The organism is Paraburkholderia denitrificans, from assembly GCF_042655705.1.
GTDB lineage: Bacteria > Pseudomonadota > Gammaproteobacteria > Burkholderiales > Burkholderiaceae > Paraburkholderia > Paraburkholderia denitrificans.
This window is the reverse complement of sequence record NZ_JBHSMP010000016.1, coordinates 316184-335757: the sequence shown is the minus strand read 5'-3', so window position 1 is coordinate 335757 and position 19574 is coordinate 316184. Positions and strand designations below refer to the sequence as shown.

16 protein-coding genes are annotated in these 19574 nt (G+C 63.3%); 4 read left to right on the top strand and 12 right to left on the bottom strand.

From position 1 onward, the window contains the following. Positions 1-37: 37 nt before the first annotated feature. Entirely contained in the window at positions 38-1675 is a 1638-nt protein-coding gene (locus tag ACFPTO_RS14385; RefSeq protein WP_377712006.1) for an AMP-binding protein, read from the top strand. Between the two features lie 224 nt (positions 1676-1899). Here the strand turns inward: ACFPTO_RS14385 and ACFPTO_RS14380 are convergent, their stop codons facing one another. Together ACFPTO_RS14380 and ydiK are read right to left on the bottom strand one after the other, a co-directional pair. Continuing rightward, the gene (locus ACFPTO_RS14380; RefSeq protein ID WP_377712004.1) at positions 1900-4569 is read right to left on the bottom strand and encodes an ATP-dependent Clp protease ATP-binding subunit; all 2670 of its coding nucleotides are present in this window, start codon (positions 4567-4569) and stop codon (positions 1900-1902) included. 237 nt (positions 4570-4806) lie between these two features. Then, a complete protein-coding gene (gene ydiK / locus ACFPTO_RS14375) occupies positions 4807-5868 on the bottom strand; it encodes an AI-2E family transporter YdiK (RefSeq protein ID WP_377712002.1) in 1062 nt (353 codons plus the stop codon). Between the two features lie 257 nt (positions 5869-6125). On the opposite strand from ydiK, the gene surE reads away from it, so the two are divergent. Then, complete coding sequence (gene surE / locus ACFPTO_RS14370) at positions 6126-6914, top strand: 5'/3'-nucleotidase SurE (RefSeq protein WP_377712000.1); 789 nt, start codon at positions 6126-6128, stop codon at positions 6912-6914. Between the two features lie 99 nt (positions 6915-7013). On the opposite strand, the gene ACFPTO_RS14365 is transcribed toward surE, so the two are convergent. Further along, complete coding sequence (locus ACFPTO_RS14365) at positions 7014-7700, bottom strand: CBS domain-containing protein (protein WP_377711998.1); 687 nt, start codon at positions 7698-7700, stop codon at positions 7014-7016. A gap of 313 nt (positions 7701-8013) precedes the next feature. Next, positions 8014-8604: a BPSL1445 family SYLF domain-containing lipoprotein gene (locus ACFPTO_RS14360; protein ID WP_377711996.1), complete on the bottom strand. Its 591-nt coding sequence runs from the start codon at positions 8602-8604 to the stop codon at positions 8014-8016. Positions 8605-8866: 262 nt separating this feature from the next. Between ACFPTO_RS14360 and ACFPTO_RS14355 the strand changes: the two genes are divergently transcribed. Then, a complete protein-coding gene (locus ACFPTO_RS14355; protein WP_377711994.1) occupies positions 8867-9850 on the top strand; it encodes an LOG family protein in 984 nt (327 codons plus the stop codon). A gap of 85 nt (positions 9851-9935) precedes the next feature. Here ACFPTO_RS14355 and ACFPTO_RS14350 read toward each other — a convergent pair whose 3' ends face one another. Together ACFPTO_RS14350 and ACFPTO_RS14345 are read right to left on the bottom strand one after the other, a co-directional pair. Beyond that, complete coding sequence (locus ACFPTO_RS14350) at positions 9936-10220, bottom strand: hypothetical protein (protein ID WP_377711992.1); 285 nt, start codon at positions 10218-10220, stop codon at positions 9936-9938. A 412-nt stretch (positions 10221-10632) separates the two neighbouring features. After that, positions 10633-10836: a hypothetical protein gene (locus ACFPTO_RS14345; RefSeq protein ID WP_377711990.1), complete on the bottom strand. Its 204-nt coding sequence runs from the start codon at positions 10834-10836 to the stop codon at positions 10633-10635. Between the two features lie 101 nt (positions 10837-10937). Here ACFPTO_RS14345 and ACFPTO_RS14340 point away from each other — a divergent pair, with 101 nt between their 5' ends. After that, on the top strand, positions 10938-11270 hold the full coding sequence (locus ACFPTO_RS14340) for a hypothetical protein (RefSeq protein WP_377711989.1): 333 nt from the start codon (positions 10938-10940) through the stop codon (positions 11268-11270). A gap of 72 nt (positions 11271-11342) precedes the next feature. On the opposite strand, the gene ACFPTO_RS14335 is transcribed toward ACFPTO_RS14340, so the two are convergent. From ACFPTO_RS14335 to ACFPTO_RS14310, 6 genes are all read right to left on the bottom strand, one after another. After that, positions 11343-12047, bottom strand: a complete 705-nt coding sequence (locus ACFPTO_RS14335; RefSeq protein WP_377711988.1) for an SDR family NAD(P)-dependent oxidoreductase — start codon at positions 12045-12047, stop codon at positions 11343-11345. A gap of 255 nt (positions 12048-12302) precedes the next feature. Further along, a complete protein-coding gene (gene dld, locus ACFPTO_RS14330; RefSeq protein WP_377711987.1) occupies positions 12303-14051 on the bottom strand; it encodes a D-lactate dehydrogenase in 1749 nt (582 codons plus the stop codon). 136 nt (positions 14052-14187) lie between these two features. Then, positions 14188-15087: a LysR family transcriptional regulator gene (locus ACFPTO_RS14325; protein WP_377711986.1), complete on the bottom strand. Its 900-nt coding sequence runs from the start codon at positions 15085-15087 to the stop codon at positions 14188-14190. 153 nt (positions 15088-15240) lie between these two features. Beyond that, complete coding sequence (gene hpnR / locus ACFPTO_RS14320) at positions 15241-16785, bottom strand: hopanoid C-3 methylase HpnR (RefSeq protein ID WP_377711985.1); 1545 nt, start codon at positions 16783-16785, stop codon at positions 15241-15243. A gap of 221 nt (positions 16786-17006) precedes the next feature. Next, the gene (locus ACFPTO_RS14315) at positions 17007-18494 is read right to left on the bottom strand and encodes a GntP family permease (RefSeq protein WP_377711984.1); all 1488 of its coding nucleotides are present in this window, start codon (positions 18492-18494) and stop codon (positions 17007-17009) included. Next, on the bottom strand, positions 18491-19549 hold the full coding sequence (locus ACFPTO_RS14310) for a patatin-like phospholipase family protein (protein WP_377711983.1): 1059 nt from the start codon (positions 19547-19549) through the stop codon (positions 18491-18493). The genes ACFPTO_RS14315 and ACFPTO_RS14310 overlap by 4 nt, the downstream gene beginning before the upstream one ends. Positions 19550-19574 lie beyond the last annotated feature (25 nt).

The window sequence follows — 19574 nt, the reverse complement described above, 5'->3', positions numbered from 1 at the left end:
TGCGGCAGACAGTTCGAGAACATTGAATGGAGACGTTATGCACCCTACTGCCCACGTCGATTCCTTCGCGCGCGATCATTTGCCGCCCGAATCGCAATGGCCCGCGCTGCTGCTGGACAATCCCGATGTTGCGTATCCGGCGCGCCTGAACTGCGCGGCGGAGTTGCTCGACCGTACCATCGAAACTGGTCGCGGCGACCAGCCAGCCATCTGGTCCGATGTCGACGGCGCGCCGCATGCCACGAGCTATGCTGAATTGCGTGCACTCGTTGACCGCAGTGCCCATGTGCTGATTGAGGATATGCGATTGCAGCCAGGCAATCGCGTGTTGCTGCACGGCCCGAATACGCTGCAAATGGCCGTAGCCATGCTTGCGGCGCTCAAGGCGGGGCTCGTGGTCGTGCCGACCATGCCGCTTTTGCGCGCGAAAGAACTCAAGCAGATCATCGATAAAGCGCAGATTGGCGCGGCGCTGTGTGACGTGCGGCTCGCGGGTGAACTGTCGCACTGCACGGATCCCGCCGATGCGCTCTTCTGCGCAGATATGAAACAAGTGTGCTATTTCCACGACGACGCACCGGAGAGTCTCGAATCGCTCGCGAACGGTAAACCAGCGACCTTTACGGCGTGCGATACCGCAATCGACGACGTGTGCCTGATCGCCTTCACGAGCGGCACGACCGGCACGCCGAAGGGCTGCATGCATTTCCATCGCGACGTGCTGGCGATGTGCGACCTGTTCCCGCGTCATGTGCTCAAGCCAGGCGCCGAGGACGTGTTTTGCGGCACGCCGCCGCTCGCGTTCACGTTCGGTCTGGGTGGACTGTTGTGCTTCCCGCTGCGGGTGGGGGCCTCGACAGTGCTGATCGAAAAACTCACTCCTGCACTGTTGCTGCAAGTTGTCGAACGCTATCGCGCGACGATCATGTTCACTGCGCCCACGTTCTACCGGCAGATGGCGCCGCTTGCGAAAGACCACGACCTTTCCAGCCTGTGCAAGACGGTTTCGGCTGGCGAAGCGCTGCCACCGGCGACGCGCGATCTTTGGCGCGAAGCGACGGGAATCGAAATGATCGACGGGATTGGCGGCACGGAGATGATTCATATCTTCGTCTCTTCGGCAGGAGCCGATGTGCGCGCCGGATCGATCGGACGCGCGGTGCCGGGGTATGTCGTGCAGGCGCTGGACGACGCGCTCCAGCCGGTCGCGCCCGGCGTCACGGGACATCTGGCGGTGCGCGGGCCGACCGGCTGCCGTTATCTGGCCGACGAGCGGCAAATGAAATTCGTGCGCGACGGCTGGAATCTACCGGGCGACGCCGTTTCGATCGACGCGGACGGTTACGTGTTCTATCAGGCGCGCGCCGACGACATGATCGTCTCATCCGGCTACAACATTGCCGGTCCGGAAGTTGAGACGGTGCTCTTGCAGCACCCGGCCGTAGCGGAATGCGGCGTGGTTGGGGCACCCGACGAACTGCGCGGCCAGGTGGTGAAGGCGTTTGTCGTGCTGCGTCCAGGCTTCCAGGGCGACGCCGCGATGGTGAGCGAATTGCAGCAGTTCGTGAAAAATGCCGTGGCGGCGTACAAATATCCGCGCGTCATTGTCTTTATCGATGTGCTGCCCCGGACGGAAACCGGCAAGCTCAAGCGCGCCGTGCTGCGAGCGATGTGACGTTCAGGCGGGATTTTCCTTGCCCGCCTTCGCGCCATTTGTTTTCCCGATTTACGATCGGAACCGACGCCAGAGAATTGATAATCTAACGTAATACGACATATTTCCAATCCGCTACTAAATTGCCGGTGCGCGATCAGGCACCGTATGTTCGCAACGGAAACGGGCGATGTACGCGCGTGCGCACACTGCAACCCATCACACAGCATCCCTGGCGCCAGGCCCTAGCCCGCACTCTCGGTCGCGGTGACGAATTCCATGCGCTTCTGCGCAGCATCGTAGTGGCAGACGACTTTCACGCCCTCCTTCACTGCGCCCTTGAGCATTTCTCTCGCCAGTTCATTTTCGACGGTCTGCTGAATCTGGCGGCGCAGTTCACGGGCGCCGTATTCGGGCCGGTAGCCATCGGCAGCCAGATAATCGATCACGCTTTCATCGAACGTCAATTCGATATCCTGGCTGTGCGCCATGCGCTTCACCTGCTCCAGCTGCAGACGCACGATCTCGCGAAGTTGATCGTCCGAGAGCGGCTGAAACACGATGGTTTCGTCGATGCGGTTCAGAAACTCGGGCCGGAAATGCTGGCGCAATTCGCTCAGCACGGCATTCTGCATGGACGCCTCGGCGCTCGAAAGAAACCCCGGCCCCGAACGTTTCTGACCGGAAATCACGTCCGAGCCAAGATTGCTGGTCGCGATGACCACCGTGTTGCTGAAATCCACGACACGGCCCTTGCCGTCGGTAAGCCGCCCATCGTCGAACACCTGGAGCAGCACGTTGTAGACATCGGAATGCGCCTTCTCGATCTCGTCGAGCAGGATCACGCAATACGGCCGGCGCCGCACGCGTTCCGTGAGCTGGCCGCCCTCGTCGTAGCCGACATAGCCCGGCGGCGCGCCAATCAGGCGCGACACCGCGTGGCGCTCCATATACTCGCTCATGTCGATGCGCACGATCGCGTTTTCGTCGCCGAACACGACCTCGGCAAGCGCCTTCGCCAGTTCCGTCTTGCCCACGCCAGTCGGTCCGAGGAACAGGAACACGGCAGTCGGCCGGTGCCCGCGCCGCAAACCGGCGCGCGAACGGCGCACCGCGTCGCTAACGGCGACGATTGCCTGGTCCTGGCCAATCACACGCTCATGCAACAGTTTTTCCATGTCGAGCAGGCGCGTGCGCTCTTCGGCGGTGAGCTGCGTAACGGGCACACCCGTCAGCTTTGAAACGATTTCCGCAACGTGCTCGGGCGTGACATCGGAGGTCACGGAGCCAAGACGGCCCTTCCATTCCTCGGTTGCTTTGGCCAAAGCCTTTTCCCGATCCGCAATCGGCTCATCGAGCGCGTGCGCGCGCTCGAAATTCTTGCGCGTGGCCGCGTAGTCCTGCTCGCGGCGCAATTGCGCGAGCTCGGATTCGAGTTCGAGAATCGCGGCGGGCCGCGAAGTTGCCGAAAGATGCACGCGCGCCGCCGCCTGATCGATGAGGTCGATTGCCTTGTCGGGCAGGAAGCGGCCAGTCACGAAGCGATCCGACAACTCCGCGGCTGCGACCAGCGCGTCGTCCCGGATCGTGACGTGGTGATGCACTTCAAGCTTGTCGCGCAGGCCGCGCAAGATGTTGATCGTCTGATCGACGCTCGGCTCCGAGACGAAAACAGGCTGGAACCGGCGTTCGAGCGCGACGTCTTTTTCGATGTACTTCTGGTATTCCGCAAGCGTCGTTGCGCCGATGAGGTTCAGTTCGCCGCGCGCCATCGCCGGCTTGAAAACATTGGCGATATCGAGGCCGCCTTCGTTACCGCCCTGACCCGCGCCGACGATCATATGAACTTCGTCGATAAAGAGCACCAGCGTATCGCGCTGTGCGGCAATGTCGTCCATGACGTGCTTCACGCGCTCTTCGAATTCGCCGCGGTATTTCGCACCCGCGATCAATCCGTTCACGTTCAATTCGACAAGACGCCGCCCACGCAACGATTCCGGCACGTCGCCGTTGAGCATGCGCTGCGCGAGACCTTCCGCGATGGCCGTCTTGCCCACGCCGGGCTCGCCGATCAATACCGGGTTGTTCTTGCGGCGCCGCGCGAGCACCTCCACGATCGTTTCGATCTCGACTGAACGGCCGATCACAGGATCGAGCTTGCCTTCGCTCGCGAGTGCGGTCAGGTCGCGGCTGTACTGGTCGAGGTGCGGCGTGGGATTGGGGCCCTTGGCGGCAGGACGTTCGTGTTTATCGCCTTCGGCCGCAACCAGTTGCTCCAGCACCTTTTGCGGCGTGACGGCGTAGCGTCCGAGCAGATGGCCCGCAAAGCTGTCCGGCACCTGCGAGAGTCCGAACAGCAGATGCTCGGGCGCAACGTAACCATGACGAAACTCGCGCGAGACGAGAAACGCGCGGTCGAGCGCGCCTTTGAGCCGAGGCGAAACGGCGATGCGCGCCGCATCCGCTGCGCTCAACGGTTCGCGCTTCTGTGCATTCGCATCGATATACGCGCGCACTTCGTCGGGTTCGATGCCGAGGCGCTTGAGCATGGCGGCGCCCGCATCATTCCCGGCGATTTCGTACAGCAGGTGTTCCGTGTCGACTTCGCGCCGGCCGTACTGGACCGCGCGTTCGGCCGCGCGCTGCAGCAATTCGCGCGCGACGTCGCTGAAATAACGCTCGACAACGGCGCTTTCGCCGGATTCCACCGTTTGCCGGACGCCTTGCGGCGCGGCATCTTCTTGCTGCGCGCTGCGAAACAGCGCTTCGAGTGGACTCAGCGTGTGCTGGTGGCGCGTGAGTTGCGCATAGTGATAATCGCAGACATCGATGTAGCGCCGCCTGCCGTCCTGCAATACGGCTACCCGCACCGTCGCCGGACGAACGCCGCAAATGTCGCAGTTGAACTGAGCCATTTCGTCTCCTTGAGAACGCCGCGCCGCATGGACGACCGCCCGCTTGCCTCACGCCATAGCATGCTGCGCTGGCGCACGAAAGCCTTGAGGAAATGCCGCTCGATTACCGCTCGGTTGCCGCTCCGTCGTTCAGCCAACATCGTAGCGTCGAATGCAACGGCGCGTCGGCAGGCTGCTGAGCCGTACGGCCCGGTGCAAACGCATGCTGGCGGGGTGCGTTTCGCATAGGAAAGCGGCTCAGACAGTGGCGCGCGATTCCTTGATCCATTCGGAAAGCAGGGTCGACGATACGGCCAGGATCACCGGACCGATGAAGAGCCCGACGATGCCGAACGCGAACATGCCGCCCAGCACGCCGGAGAGTATCAGCAGCATCGAGAGACGGACGCCGCGCTGAATAAGCATGGGGCGCAGCAATTTGTCGACCAGTTCGACGACCACGTACCACGCGAGCAGCAGGATGGCCGCGACGCGTGCTTCGTGTATGAAGAGCCAGACGACGCCGCCAACCATCGGCAGCACCGGACCGATCTGCGCGAGGCACATCATCAGCAGCACAGCGGTCAGCACACCTGCGCCAGGCACGCCCGCAACCCATAATCCAATGCCGCCGAGCGCGGACTGGATCACCGCCGTGATGACGATACCGAGTGCGACTGCGCGGATCGACGCGCCCGCAAGCCGAACCGTTTCGGCGCCATGGTCCGGCGAGACGCGGTCCGCGAAGCGCACGACGTACGCGCCCGCGTGTTCGCCCTGACTGTAGAGGACACCCGTGATGATGACCGTGACGAACATGTGAACGACGAATACGCCAACCGATGCGGCGTGCGTGATCAACCAGTGCGCCGCAATCGACACGTACGGTTCGAGTTGCGCGAGCAGGCCGCCAGGACCGGCGTCCGAGAGAGACTGCCATCTGCTTGCGATACGCGCGCCCATGACGGGTACATCACGCACCCAGTCCGGCGGCGGCGCGAGCGTGTAATCGGGCAGGCTGCGAACCACATTCATGATCTCGCCGCCGTGCTGCGCGAGCGTCGAGATCGCCTCGTAGAGCGGCAGCACCATCACGACGAGCAGGATCAGCAGCATGATCAAGGTGGCCAGCCAGCGGCGGTTGCCACAACGGCGCTCGATGGCGAGCATCGCGGGCCAGGTCGCGACGACAATCGTCGTCGCCCAGATGAGCCCGGGGATAAACGGGCGCATCACATAGAGCGAGCCGATCGTCAGCGCGCAGAGAATCGCGACGACGAACAGGATGCGGGCAATATCCGGTGAATCTTGCGGCTTCACTACGTCCTCCTCGCGGCATGCAGCCACGCTCTGCAATCGATACGGCGCCCGGTGGCCTCTCTCCTTGCGGAACAGCGCGCGCCAGGCTGTTGACGCGCCAGTCTATCCCGGATGCGCGATGGGCCGTCGAGATTATGGCGTCACATCGCGCATGACGGACGCGAGAAACGTCAGGGATTGTAAAGGGCGTCACAGGTCCGTGCGGCGCTCTGGAATAATGACCATTCCCCAACTTGTCTCACCCGGAGAAATCCGTCATGTCTGTTTCTGATCAGAAACTGCCCTGCGTGCTGCTGACCAACGACGATGGCATCGACGCGCCTGGCCTCGCCGTGCTCGAGGCCGTCGCGGCCGAACTGGCGCACGAAGTCTGGGTTGTCGCGCCCGAACACGATCAGAGCGGCACATCGCACTCGATCAGCCTGCATTCGCCGCTGCGCGTGAGCCGCCGGGGCGAGCGGCGCTTCGGTGTGATGGGCACGCCGGGCGACTGCGTCGTGATGGCCGTGCGTTCCCTGATGGGCGACGTGACGCCTTCGCTCGTGCTGTCGGGTATCAACCGCGGCGGTAATCTCGGCGTGGAAACGATGTTTTCCGGCACGGTGGGCGCAGCAATGACCGGCCTGTTGCTCGGGCTGCCGTCCATTGCGCTCAGCCAGACTTTCCGTGACCGCGAACGCGTGCGCTGGGATACCGCACGCGCACTTGCCCCGGACACGATCCGTCGTCTCGTTGCGGTTTCGCACGACGCACCCATCTGCCTGAACGTGAATTTTCCCGATATCGATGCGAGTGCGGTGGGCCCGTTGAAGGTCACGCGCCAGGGCGTGGGACTCGTTCAGGGCATCGACGTCGTACCGCAGATCGACCCGCGTGGTATCGACTACCACTGGCTGCGTTTCAATCGCGGGCCACGCGAAAACGGCCCCGACACGGAAACGGCTGTGGTTAATTCAGGATGTGTCTCGGTGACGCCGCTGCGCTTCGAACGGACCGACGAACAAGCTTTTGCAAGATTGCAGTCGGCACTCGACGCTAGCCGCTGAATCGTGGCCGCCGCACGGCGCTCGGGTGATCAATTCAGGTAATTGATTCACGCGATTAATTCAGGCAACGAATTTAAAGCAACGCGTATTAACCGGCGTTTAGAAACCCGGCATGACCGGATACGGCTCGGTGTGGTCTTCCACGCCGCGCACGCCCGGAATGCGCTCCGCCGCGACTCGCACGGCCTGCACCGCTTCCGTCGAACTGAAGATGCCCCAGAGGTGTACGACGCCATCGGTCACGACGATGTTCCGCCCGGCGAAAGCCCACGGACGCCCTTCGAGTTCGGCAATCAGTTCTTCGCGGATTTCGCGGTCGCTGGCGGACACCGTCTGCGAGTCGGCCGTGCTGCTCGCCAGTGCCTGAAGCAGATTCGCGCGGCTCACGATGCCGACGAGGCGGCCATCGCGCAGTACGGGCACGCGCTTGACGCCGCGTGTTTCCATGATCGTCGCGATCCTCGAAAGCGGTTCCTCTTCGCTCACGGAGATCACGTCACGTGTCATCACATCTTCCACGCGGTGCGCATGCGATTTCACATAGGCTTCGGCATCGGCGCGCGTCGTAAAGAAGTCGAGCCAGCGCGAACGGCGCAGCTCCTGGGTGCCGATCTCGACGCGCCGCAGAAGATCGCCCTCACTGATGATTCCGATGAGCAATCCGTTCGCGTCGAGCACCGGCGCGCCGCTGATGTGCCGCTCGAGCAGCAATGCCGCTGCCTCGCGAATACTCATTTCCGGCTTGACGGTAATGACGTTGGTGGTCATGACATCCACTGCACGCATAATGCTTCTCCCAGTTCGCGTATTTGACAGAGGTGTTCCTTATCAAAGCGTAGTGGCTTGCTGCGCTGCGGCGTTGATGCATCTCAACATTAGGACCAGGCAACCGCATTCATGTGACGAATATGAAGAAATTGACGCGCTGGACTGCGCCGGATCGACACGTCGTTCGCCCCGAAATTCGAATGCGGGGCGACACGCGTAGCGTGCCGCCCGCTTCGATCCGGATAACTGCTGCAAACGGCTGCGCCGTTCGTGTGGCGGGTGTTTCGTCAATGATTCGACACGCCCCACACGCACCGGAATAACCGCCGCTTCAGATAATGAGGCGCGAAACCTTGACGCCTTCGAGCGACACACCCGCCATCAAACCGGCATTGGTGAGCACGAACGCTTCGACTGGACTGGTTGCAGTCGAAGTATCGACCTTGCCGTTCGCCCCGACCGTGACGAGCGCGACGGTTGCGTCCGCGCCCGCAGACCAGCCCTGGCTGTTGAGGAAGCTGTCGAGCGCCTCACGGGTCATGAACGCAAAGATGATCGCCTTCGACTGCACGCCGATCTGCAAACCGAACGAGCCTGCCACGGTACTGTAGTAACCCGTCGTGCGGCCATCCACGCGCAGTGCGCCCGTGCCGTATTGCCCGCCGATCCAGAAGCCCGCAGCCAACACGCTCGGGAACACCAGTACGCCATTCGCCCTCGAAAGCAGTTCGCGCGAGCCGTTCACGGTGTTGTAGAGGCGTGCGAGCGTGGCGTCGACGTTGGCGTCGATCGATTGGCGCTTCGCCGCGTTTTGTGAAGCGGCGTCACGCCCGCCAAGGGAGGTCGTCGTGCAACCGGCCAGCGCGAGGCTGCCGGTAGCGAGTGCGGCACTGGAGCTGATGAGAAATTCACGTCGGCGCATTAGGGTATCCCTGTAAAAATAGGTATGCGGTTACCTTTGCGCGGATTCCGACACCCGTCAATTGGGGGGGCATGCGCTAAAAGGTACAACAGGATAGCGCGAGTGCCCGTGCACCTGCAGATTCAACCTCGATCATGAACGCACGAACGACCCGGCCGGTTACAGTGCGACGGCCACGCCCGACATCGCGCCACCGAACATTTCATGCGCGCCACCGTTACGATAAAGGGCATGTCACCTCTCCGCTCTGCGGCACGCATCGATGAAAGCCTCTTCCAAACGCCTGAATGTAACTTCGGTAACTTCCGTAACTTCAGTAACTGCGGTAACAACAAAGCCCGCTACCGATCCGCGTCTCGACACACCTGCCCGCTCCGGGTTGCCGCCGCGCGTGCAGCGTTTGATGTCCGGCCCGACGTGGCGCGACGCGAGCCGCGATCCCGACTTTCTCCAACGGCCGGACATGCGTGGCGTGCGCCTGCAACTCGAATACGAAAAGGCCCAGCGGGGTTTGCAGGCCGCGGGCATCGATCACACTGTCGTCGTTTATGGCGCGAGTCGCACGCTCGAACCCGCTGAAGCCCGCAAACGTCTCGCACAGGCACGCCGCGCACTGCGCGCGCAACCCGACGACCACGCGCTACAGACCGCCGTACACGCGGCTGGCAGGCTCGTCGAACGCAGTGCCGGCTACGAAGTCGCACGCGAATTCGGACGGCTCGTCGGTGCGGCGAAAGCCACGGCCACCTTGCCGAAGCTGACGATCGTCACCGGCGGCGGCCCGGGCATCATGGCGGCGTCCAATCGCGGCGCGAGCGAGGCCGGCGCGCCGAGCGTCGGGCTCAATATCACGCTGCCGCACGAACAGTTTCCGAATCCATGGCAGACCCCCGAACTGTGCTTCCGCTTCCACTATTTCGGCATCCGCAAGTTGCATCTGCTCGAACGCGCGAAGGCAGCGGTGTTCTTTCCGGGCGGCTACGGCACATTAGACGAACTCTTCGAAGTGCTCACGCTGTTGCAAACGCGCAAGATCACACCGCTGCCCGTCGTGCTGGTGGGCAGTGCGTTCTGGCATCAAGCGGTGAATTTCGAATTTCTCGCCGATGAAGGGATGATCGATCACGTCGACAAGGCGCTGTTCACGTTCTGCGAAACGGCTGACGAGATCTGGTCGACTATCCGCGACTGGTACGCCGCCGCGCAACCGAAGCGCGCAAACCACGGACGCGGCAAGGGACGCTGAAGCGCCGGATTCCGGGCGTCCGGCAAATGGCGGGAGTCACGCTTAGCCGCTGCAGCCGCTGCAGCCGCTGCAGCCGCTGCAGCCGCTAAGCGCGATTGTCCGGCGCCCGGTTCGGACAGGCTCCGTGACGCACGCGCAGGCACCAAAGGCGCAGGATGCTCCCATCGAGCGGGCAAGCTGCCGCATCGCGCGGTGAAGTCTGCGAGCGCATTTCGACGCGTGCGGCGAACGCGAGCGGCAGGACGAGACCGCAGTGCGCCGTGCGGCCATCGCTTCGATGCCGTGGCGGCGCGCAGCAGCCCGGGTCCGAATCGACACGGCAAGTGCGCGCGTCGAGGACCGGCGGCTCATGGGAAAGTACGGCGGGCATGGCTCAAGAGCCTCCAGAGAAAGCGGCAAATACAGTTGCGTACGTCCACATGCCGATACGTGCATACAGGCCGTGGCATCGTAAAGGTACAAAAGCGGGTACAAAAGCGGGTGTGAAAGCGCCGGGTGCCAGCGTCGTATTGCATCGCTCATACCCATGAAGCCGGGAGCACGAAGGAGCTCGACCATTCTTTGAATGCGGTACGAATTCTCTTTCATATTCATGGCTGTATGCAAGCCCGCTGTGGGCCGCATGCCCCGGCTTTCTCGCGAGATGGCGCGTCAAGCTTGTGCCGCAGGTGAATCACGCCGATGGGTCACTTTGTCACTGCGCGTCGCGGACCGTGTTCCGCGTGCGTGAACGCCGTCGATACCGCGAGCGCGATTTCCTCACTCTTCACTCGATCTTCACTTCACATGCAGTCCAGCGATGTAAAGCGCCAGATCAGCCGTAAATCGGCATCGCCGGTTTTTTTCAGCGATTCGACATGGAATTTGATGGGCGCGTAATCCGTTATTTCGATATCCTGAATCAACTGGTATGACCGATGAGGTGCTGGCTTGCGCCACGAGCGACACGAGCGCCATTCGCGGCTTTCCGGTAACGCGCGCCGCATTCGTTCTGCTACACACGGCAACGGTAAACTGTGGACACAATTGCTTTTGAACCCGATCCCCTAGTTCGGTTTCAAAGCAATATTAGAGGGAGACAATCGTGTTGCGGCTCACTTTGGCACTGGCGGCAGCGACCGTTCTGGCCGGCTGCGCCGTCGAACCCTATTCGGGTTACGACTACTACGACTATGGATACGGCTACCCGTACTACGGCTATCCGTACGCCGACTATTACGGCTATTACCCGGGCTACTACCCGGGCTTCGCGAGCATCGGAGTCTTCGGCGGTGGCGGTGGCAGGTTCTTCCATCACGGCTTCCATCACGGCTTCCGGGGACACGGCGGAGGCTTTCATGGCGGCGGGGGACATTTCAGCGGTGGCGGGCACTGGGAAAGCGGTGGCATGGGGCACGGCGGCGGCCCGCGCGGACATTGAATCCAACATACGATCCGCCATACGCATCGACGCGCCCTGATCGCCGCATGCCTCAGGCTGTGCGCACGCCATTCATACGCGTCCGCTCACCGGAATCAACGCGCTCGTGATCGCCTGCGCATCGGCGCCAAGCAGGAACGCAATCAGCGCCGCAATTTCGCGCGGCTGAACCCAGCGCGTGAAATCCGCATTGGGCATGTCCCTGCGGTTTTGCGGCGTGTCGAGGATGCTCGGCAAAATCGCATTGACGGTTATGCCCTTGTCTTTCAGCTCTTCGGCAAGCGCCTCCGTGAGCCGCGCGACACCTGCTTTCGACGCGCCGTACGCGCCTGTGCCGGCACCGGCCTTCAGGCCCGCGCCCGCACCAATGTTGACGATGCGCCCCGCCCCGCTCTTGAGTAGATGCGGCAAAGCGGCCTTCGATGCGTTGAGCGCCGTCTTCACGTTGACCTCGTACATGAGATCCCACGTGGCCGGATCGCCGTCTGCAATGGTTTCCCATCGGAACGCGCCCGCAATGTTGAGCACCGCGTCGAGGCGGCCCAGTTGATCGTTGACGGCATCGAGCGCCTGCTTCGCCGCTTGCAGATCTGCGAGATCGACGCCGCCAAGGCCCAGTGCGGCCGTCACGCCTGCCGGAAGCGTGCCCGGCACGGCACTGCGGCCGATCAGCGCCACGCGCGCGCCGCGCTCGATCAGCAACGCGGCTGTCGCCAGGCCGAGGCTGCCGAATCCCCCCGTGATCGCCACGACCTTTCCATCGATTCCGGTTTCCATATGTTTCGACACCAATCAAGTGTGATACAGCGGCAGCAGGCCGCGCCCTGCGCGCGCGTGAGCCGACCGCGCGGCTTTGTTCAAGCATACGCATTCGACACGGCCGCCGCTTCGAAGCGGGCCGCACTCGACAGCGCTCGTCGCGCTACAGAAGCGATAAATAAGCATGTCGAATAAACGAACCAGAAATAAAAAAGCAAGCTCATGTTGAGCCTGCTCCTTCGACGCAACGGCGGCTCCGCGCCGCGGTTACCGTTATTCGGCTGTCTCGCGATAGCGCGCGAACTTCGACGTATGGCCGATCCCCGGGTTGAAGCAGTTGCACGGATCGAGGGATTCGTAGAACGATTTCAGCTCGGGTTTCGCATAGTAGAGATGCCCCACATTGTGCTCGGCCGGATATTGGGCGCCGCGATCGTCGAGCAGTTTCCACATTTCGTGTTCGAGCGCGAGGCAATCGTGGCCCTTGCGCACGATGTAATCCTGATGGAAAACGTGGCAGAGGAAGTGGCCGTAGTAGAGCTTGATCGCAATGGGTTTCTCGACTGCCTCGGGCAGTTGCTCGAACCACTCGCGATCGTTGCGGCGCAGGGCGATATCGAGCGCGACGATATCCTCCACTTCCGCGCTGTGCACGGCGCGATAACGTACGGCCGCACCCGCCGCTGCGAAGCGATGCAAGAACGCCTTGGCGCCCTCTTCAGCCGTGCACTCGAAGAAGTCGCCGCTTGCGCCCGCGAAATAGCGTTTCAGATAATCGTGCGTCTCTTCAGCCATATCGGCAGAGACCTTGAGCATCAGATGATGCTCGAAGCGATTGCGATAGTCCTTCAGCCGCACCGGCAAGTGACTCGGGAAAAGCTGGCTCACCGCCTGCGCCACGCGATCGGTGAAATGCGAAGGCAAAATGCCGATGCGCTCGAAGATTGCATCGCAGCGGCTCTTCAGATTGAACAACGCGGGCAGGCGCTTCGTGCCCAGGTGCTGAATGAGCAGGAACATATCCTTGCCGTAGCGCTCGGCGATATCGAAAGCGTCTCGATGCATGTATTCGCCCGCGATAGGCAGGTTCGACATCTCACCGAGAATATGGCGACGCAGATCGGTCAGCTCGGACGTCTCGTTCGTGCCGATATAAAACACCTTCGTGCCCTTCTCGATCGGAAAAGTATCGAGCCGGACCGCGAAAACCATCACCTTGCCCGCCGATCCCGACGCTTCGTGCAAGCGCAGCGGATCGGCGTTATAGCGCGCGGGCGTGTCGGCGTCGACATCGCGGACATGTTTCGCGTACTGATGATCGGATGCGGCGCCCGCATCGTGACGGATAGCGTCTTCCGGCAGATCGCCGCGATCGAGGCGCCCAAGCACTTCCTCCGGCGTTTCGCCAAGACCGATGCCCAGATGGTTCACGAATCTGAGCTGTCCTTGCGCATCCACCTGGGCGTACGCGGTCATTTCCGTGTACGCCGGGCCACGCCGCACGAGCGCGCCACCCGAGTTGTTGCAGATGCCGCCGATTACCGACGCGCCGAGGCACGACGAGCCGATCACCGAGTGCGGCTCGCGGCCGAGCGGCTTGAGTGTCTGTTCGAGCTGGTCGAGTGTCGAGCCGGGCAGGCAGATCACCTGTTTGCCGCTGTCGATGACGTAGACCTGGCGCATGCGCGTCATGCTGACGATGACCACATCGCGGTCGTAGTTGTCGCCGTCGGGCGTCGAGCCGCCGGTGAGACCGGTATTCGACGCCTGCGAGATCACGACCACGTTCGCCGCCACGCATGCCTGCAGCACCTTCCACTGCTCCACGAGCGAGCCGGGCCGCACCACGGCCGCAACGGAACCTTGCCCGAATCGAAAGCCCGTGCGATAGCGCCGCGTGGCCTTGTCGCCGGTCAACACATAGTTGCGGCCGACGATGGACTGCAGCGATTCAACGAGCGGCGCTCGCCCTTCGACCCGGGAATTGGCATGCGAAACGGTGCCTTGGCGGACGGTGGACATGAAGGCGTCTCCTGCACGGAATAATAAGGTGCCGGCGGCGCCAGCAAATTTTGCGCAAGGATAGGCCGACCCAATGAATACGTCCAATATCGCAAGACGTCGCGATCAAGACGAAAATCCTATCAATCGATGGGGGTCAAATCTGCTGCGGGTGCCGTGCGATATCGCGCACGATTCCGATGAAATTCTGCACGGCGGGCGCCCGATCCTGTGGACGGTACACGAGCGCAATCGTCGTATGCAGCGTGCCGCCCCTGAGCGCGTGATACGTCACGCCTTTCGCCTGAATCTGCCGCATCGACGAAGGAATCAGCGTTACACCAAAGCCCGCCGCCGCCATGTTCACGGCGGAGGAAATCTGCGGCGACTCCATGCTGATGACCGGATGGAAACCCGCCTCATGGCACGCGCTGATGATCGAATCGTGCAGATCCGGCCCGATTGGGCGCGGGAAAAGAATGAGCGGGTCGCCCGCGAGATCCGCGAGATCCAGGCTGCGCCGCCGCGCAAAGCGATGCCGCGGCGGCAGCACGGCGAGCACGTCCTCTTCGACGAGCGGCTGGGTGGCGAGCACGCGGCAGTCGAGCGGCAGGCGCACGAAGGCGGCATCCACCCGCGCTTCACCCACGCGTTCCAGCAGCACCGAACTATTGCTTTCCTCGCAACCGATCGAAACACCCGGCCAGGCACTGCGAAAGCGCTGGAGCGCGGCCGCGACTAGGGGGTGAAACACCGTCGACCCGGCAAAGCCGAGACTGAGCCGCCCCGTCTCGCCGCGCCCGGCGTTCTGCGCTTCGGCCAGCGCGAGTTCGGCTTCTTCGACGATACGGCGTGCACGTTCGCGAAAGAGCCGCCCCGCCTCGGTCAATTCGACGTGGCGCGAATGCCGCACGAACAGCCGCGTGCCGATCTCGCCTTCGAGCTTGAGGATCTGCTGGCTGAGCGGCGGCTGGGCGATGCCGAGCGATCTTGCGGCCGAGCTGAAATGCAGATGCTCCGCGACGGCGAGAAAGTAGCGTAGTTGCCGGAATTCCATATGTTTTTCGTCTTGTTGCACACGCGCAATAGTGGACTGGAATCTCGCCGGCGTCCAGGCAACCGGAAACCCGCGCGTCAGACCGGCATCATCGCGCGGCGCAGACAAGAAAACACGTCCCCCGTTTGGGCATTTTCCGGGCGTCCGCCAGGCTCACTCGGTGCCCGTGCGCGTCTCGTCGACGAACTTTTCAGTGGCGTCGTCGATCTTGCGGCCCTTGCGTCCGGCCGGGCCATGAATGTAGATGGTTTTCATATCGATATGCGATTCGCCGGATATCCGCGGCGGCGGCGTCATTTCGTAGCGCACCGCGCGCGCGTGATCGGCCAGTTGCAGGTTGGGGTCGAATACCGAATTGAACCGCCAGAGCATGCGTACGAAGTTGGTCTGGCCGTGCAGCAGAAGGCGCGCCGCCTGGCGAGACGCGCGGCGCAGCGCCACCCAGCCAAGATGCTTGCGGTTCAGCACCTGTTGCGTGCGCACCAGTTCCGCGTAGAACTCGGGCAACGGGAGTTTCGTGGGCACCACCGCGTGCTGGATGTCGTAAAGCCGGTAATCGAGACTCGTGAGCGGGCGCGATTCGTGTTGCCAGTTCTCGGTGCCCGGATACGGCGTATTGACGCTGATATTGACGATTTCGGGAATTTCAAGACACCACTTGCGAATCGTCTCGAAGCGATCGCGGTCCCAGTCGGGATCGGCGATCAGATTGATCGCGACGGAGATGCCGAGCGAGCGCGCGAATTCCAGCGCCTCGAAATTGCGGTCGAGGCTGACACGTTTGCGAAACGCCTTGAGCCCTTCCTCATCGATAGCTTCGAGGCCGAGGAACATGTAATTGAGGCCGAGCGTGCGCCAAAACCGGAACACCTCCTTGTTGCGCAGCAGAACGTCGCCGCGCGTCTCCAGGTAATAGTGTTTCTCGATGCCGCGCCGCCGGATCGCTTCGGCGATGGCCATGCCGTGCTCGGCGTGCACGAAGGCCACGTCGTCGACGATGAATACGCCCGGCTCGTGCAGCGCGGCGAGATCCTCGACGACGACTTCCGGGCTGCGCGTGCGATAGCTGCGGCCATAGAACGTCCACGCGCTACAGAAGGTGCAATCCCACGGGCAGCCACGCGCAAATTCGATGGACGCGCATGGATCCAGCGTGCCGATAAAGTACTTTCGGCGATGCCGCAGGAGGTCGCGCGCGGGACGCACGGCATCGAGATGCTCGACAAAGCCCGGCGGCGGCCCAATGCCGCGCAGCGTCACGACGCCCGGCACCGCGAGCAGATCGCCGCCGTGCGCGACGGCGTCGAGCAGCGCGGCAATCGAGGCCTCGCCCTCGCCGCGCACCACGCAGTCGATATCGCCTTCGGCGTGTCGCACCAGGTCGTGCGCGGTAAACGAGACGCTATGGCCGCCCACGAAGACAAAGCACGACGGCAGCGCCGCCTTGACGGCTTTCGCGAGATCGACGATCTCGGGAATGTTCGCCAGATAGTTGCCGGAGAAACAAAGCGCCTCGGGCCGCCAGGTACGCACGAGGCGCATCAGATCGGCGTGCGTTTCGACCTGCAGGTCCAGCAGGCGCACGTCATGGCCCGCCTCGCGTGCGGCCCCGGCGACCGATTCGAGCCCCAGCGGTTCCAGCCGCAGGAATACGCGCGTATACATCAGGCCGCTCGGATGGACAGCAAGCAGTTTCATGAAGCCTCCTTGCGACGCGCCAGCCCGTCGCAGCACGCTTGTCGCATCGCGCGCGGATTTGCCGGGCGTCATACACCGCGCCGCCGAGGTACGCGAGGCACGCGAGGTGCTCACCAGCGGCGCAAGAAGCGTGCCCCAGCCATTCGATATTGCTGCTTCGTGGGAGTTTACGCGCGTTCGACGGGCTACGCCCGGGGAAGCGCTGAGACTGCCCCGCAGCGTCAGAAGCTGCCGAACAACGTCCCCAGCACGATGACGACCGCGAGCGCGAGCAACGCGCCGAGGATGCTGACCACCACGAGATCGCGGTAGCTTTCGCGGTGTGTCGAGCCGCAGACAGCGAGCAGCGTGACGACCGCACCGTTGTGCGGCAGGCTGTCGAGCGTGCCCGACGACATGACGGCAACGCGGTGCAGCAACGCCGGATCAATGTGATGTTGAGCCGCGAGTTGCATGTAAGTTTCGCCGAGCGCATCGAGCGCAATGGTCAGGCCGCCCGATGCCGAACCGGTCAGCCCGGCAAGCAGGTTTGTCGCGACGGCGAGCGACACGAGCGGGCCGCCGCCGATGCCGAGCACCCAGTCGCGCACCGCCTCGAACGCGGGAAGCGCGGCGATCACCGCGCCGTACCCGACGAGACTGCCGACGCTCAATACCGGCAGCACCGACGCATTCGCACCGGCGTCGACGCTTTCGCGCAGCGCGCCGAGGCGCTGCCGGTTCAGCGCGACGAGCACGACGATGCCGAGCGCGAGCGCCACCGACACGCCCCACACGCCCGCCACGGCAGAAAGCGTCGTCGCACCCCAGCGCGGCTCGGCGAGATACGACGCATCGATGCGCGGAAACACCACGACATTCATCACGAAGTTCATGCCCACGACCACCGCGAGCGGCGTGAGCGCAACCCACGGCGGCGGCGGACCGGCTTCCTTCGACGGCTCGGCGCCGCCGATTTCAGCCGGGTCGAAGGTCTGCGCGACGCTTGCGCGTTCGCGCACGAGCGCGGACGTGCCATCCTCCTGCTGCTTTGCAGCGCCGTTCTCCGGTTCGACGAAACCCTCGCCGTTGCGGCGCGCCGAAGCCGCCACGCGCGAAAGCCACCAGAGCCCGAAGCCCGCCATCACGATGCTCGCAATCACGCCGAGCCCCGGCGCGGCGAACGGCGTGGTGCCGAAGAACGGCATCGGAATGGCGTTTTGCAGCGCGGGCGTGCCCGGCAACGCGGACATCGTGAAGGTTGCCGTGCCGAGCATGATCGCGGCGGGCATCAGGCGGCGCGGCAGATTGGCCGAGCGAAACAGCGCCTGCGCCATCGGCGCGAGCACGAAGAAAGCGACGAAGAGGCTGACGCCGCCATACGTGACGAGCGCGCCGCCCAGCACGACGGCGACGAGCGCATGGCGCGAGCCGAGCTTGTCGATCATGAACTGCGCGACGGCGTCGACCGAACCGCTGTCTTCCATGAGCTTGCCGAACAGCGAGCCGAGCAGAAAAAGCGGAAAGAACTGGGCGAGAAACCGGCCCGTGCTGCCCATGAAAGTCTGCGTCCAGTGCGCGAGCACCGGTTGCCCCGAAATGAGCGCGGCGAGCATCGCGCAGAGCGGTGCGAGCAGCAGCACGCTCCAGCCGCGATACGCGAGCCAGATGAGCAGCGCAAGGCTCGCGAGCATGCCCGCGAGGCCCACCGCGAGCGTGCCCGCGCTCATTGCAGCACCCCGTCGAGCAGCGCGCCGAAATCGAACGACGACGTGACACCGACACTCGCGCCGTGCGTCGCGAGAAAGGTATCGGCGGCTTGCCGGCCTTCGTCGCGCAACATGGTCAGGAATGACCATTCGGCATTGAGCTTCGACGATGTACCGAGCGTGACGAGCTTGTCGCTGTGAATGCGGTGCACGCGCATCGTCGCCCAGCGGTGGCCTTCGCTGTTGCCCGGGTCAGCCACCTGATGCAGCAGCGCGATCATGCGCAGTTCTTTAAGCAGCGGCGAATTGAACGCGATCTCGTTCATGCGGTTGACGATTTCGCGCGCCGAGCGCGGCGTGCCCGGACGCTCCACGGGATTGACCTGCACGAGGATCGTATCGACCGAATCGGTCTCGCGCACGAGCGGCGTGATGGTGGGGTTACCGGCGTAGCCGCCGTCCCAGTACGCTTCGCCATCGATCTCGACGGCGCGGAACAGCGTCGGCAGACACGCCGATGCGAGCAGCGCGTCGGCCGTGAGATCGGCGTTGCGGAATACGCGCGCCTGGCCGTTGCGCACGCGCGTCGCCGTGACGAAGAGCTTGATGCGCGAGTCGCGCAGCGCGTCGAAATCAATTGTGTCCGCAAGGATCGTGCGCAGCGGATTGATGCTCGCGGGGTTCATGTCATACGGTGAAATGACGCGCGCCATCATGTCGAACGCCAGATAGACCGGCGAATGATCGAGCGTCCAGCGCCCGAGCATCATGTCGAAAAAGCCGCGCCGGAACGGGCTGAAACGCGCGGCGTCGGCCACACGGCGCCAGAAGCGTTCGAGCGCGGCGCGCGCGCCCGGCACGCCGCCCTTCGCATGACCGCTTGCGAGCACCGCAGCGTTCATTGCGCCCGCCGACGTGCCCGAAATGCCCTCGATCTGCAGCCACGGTTCTTCGAGCAGCCGGTCGAGCACGCCCCACGTATAGGCGCCGTGCGAACCGCCGCCTTGCAGCGCGAGATCGACCGGCAAAGGTTCGGTGCGGGTCGTGCTGCGTGTCGTTTCTGTTCCTGCGGGCATGGCGGCTCCGTGAAAACGCGACCTT

Coding starts and splice junctions, on each gene's coding strand:
- ACFPTO_RS14385 (WP_377712006.1), top strand. CDS start 38: ATGCACCCTACTGCCCACGTCGATTCCTTCGCGCGCGATCATTTGCCG.
- ACFPTO_RS14380 (WP_377712004.1), bottom strand. CDS start 4,569: ATGGCTCAGTTCAACTGCGACATTTGCGGCGTTCGTCCGGCGACGGTG.
- surE (WP_377712000.1), top strand. CDS start 6,126: ATGTCTGTTTCTGATCAGAAACTGCCCTGCGTGCTGCTGACCAACGAC.
- ACFPTO_RS14365 (WP_377711998.1), bottom strand. CDS start 7,700: ATGCGTGCAGTGGATGTCATGACCACCAACGTCATTACCGTCAAGCCG.
- ACFPTO_RS14360 (WP_377711996.1), bottom strand. CDS start 8,604: ATGCGCCGACGTGAATTTCTCATCAGCTCCAGTGCCGCACTCGCTACC.
- ACFPTO_RS14355 (WP_377711994.1), top strand. CDS start 8,867: ATGAAAGCCTCTTCCAAACGCCTGAATGTAACTTCGGTAACTTCCGTA.
- ACFPTO_RS14350 (WP_377711992.1), bottom strand. CDS start 10,220: ATGCCCGCCGTACTTTCCCATGAGCCGCCGGTCCTCGACGCGCGCACT.
- ACFPTO_RS14345 (WP_377711990.1), bottom strand. CDS start 10,836: ATGCGGCGCGCGTTACCGGAAAGCCGCGAATGGCGCTCGTGTCGCTCG.
- ACFPTO_RS14335 (WP_377711988.1), bottom strand. CDS start 12,047: ATGGAAACCGGAATCGATGGAAAGGTCGTGGCGATCACGGGGGGATTC.
- dld (WP_377711987.1), bottom strand. CDS start 14,051: ATGTCCACCGTCCGCCAAGGCACCGTTTCGCATGCCAATTCCCGGGTC.
- ACFPTO_RS14325 (WP_377711986.1), bottom strand. CDS start 15,087: ATGGAATTCCGGCAACTACGCTACTTTCTCGCCGTCGCGGAGCATCTG.
- hpnR (WP_377711985.1), bottom strand. CDS start 16,785: ATGAAACTGCTTGCTGTCCATCCGAGCGGCCTGATGTATACGCGCGTA.
- ACFPTO_RS14315 (WP_377711984.1), bottom strand. CDS start 18,494: ATGAGCGCGGGCACGCTCGCGGTGGGCCTCGCGGGCATGCTCGCGAGC.
- ACFPTO_RS14310 (WP_377711983.1), bottom strand. CDS start 19,549: ATGCCCGCAGGAACAGAAACGACACGCAGCACGACCCGCACCGAACCT.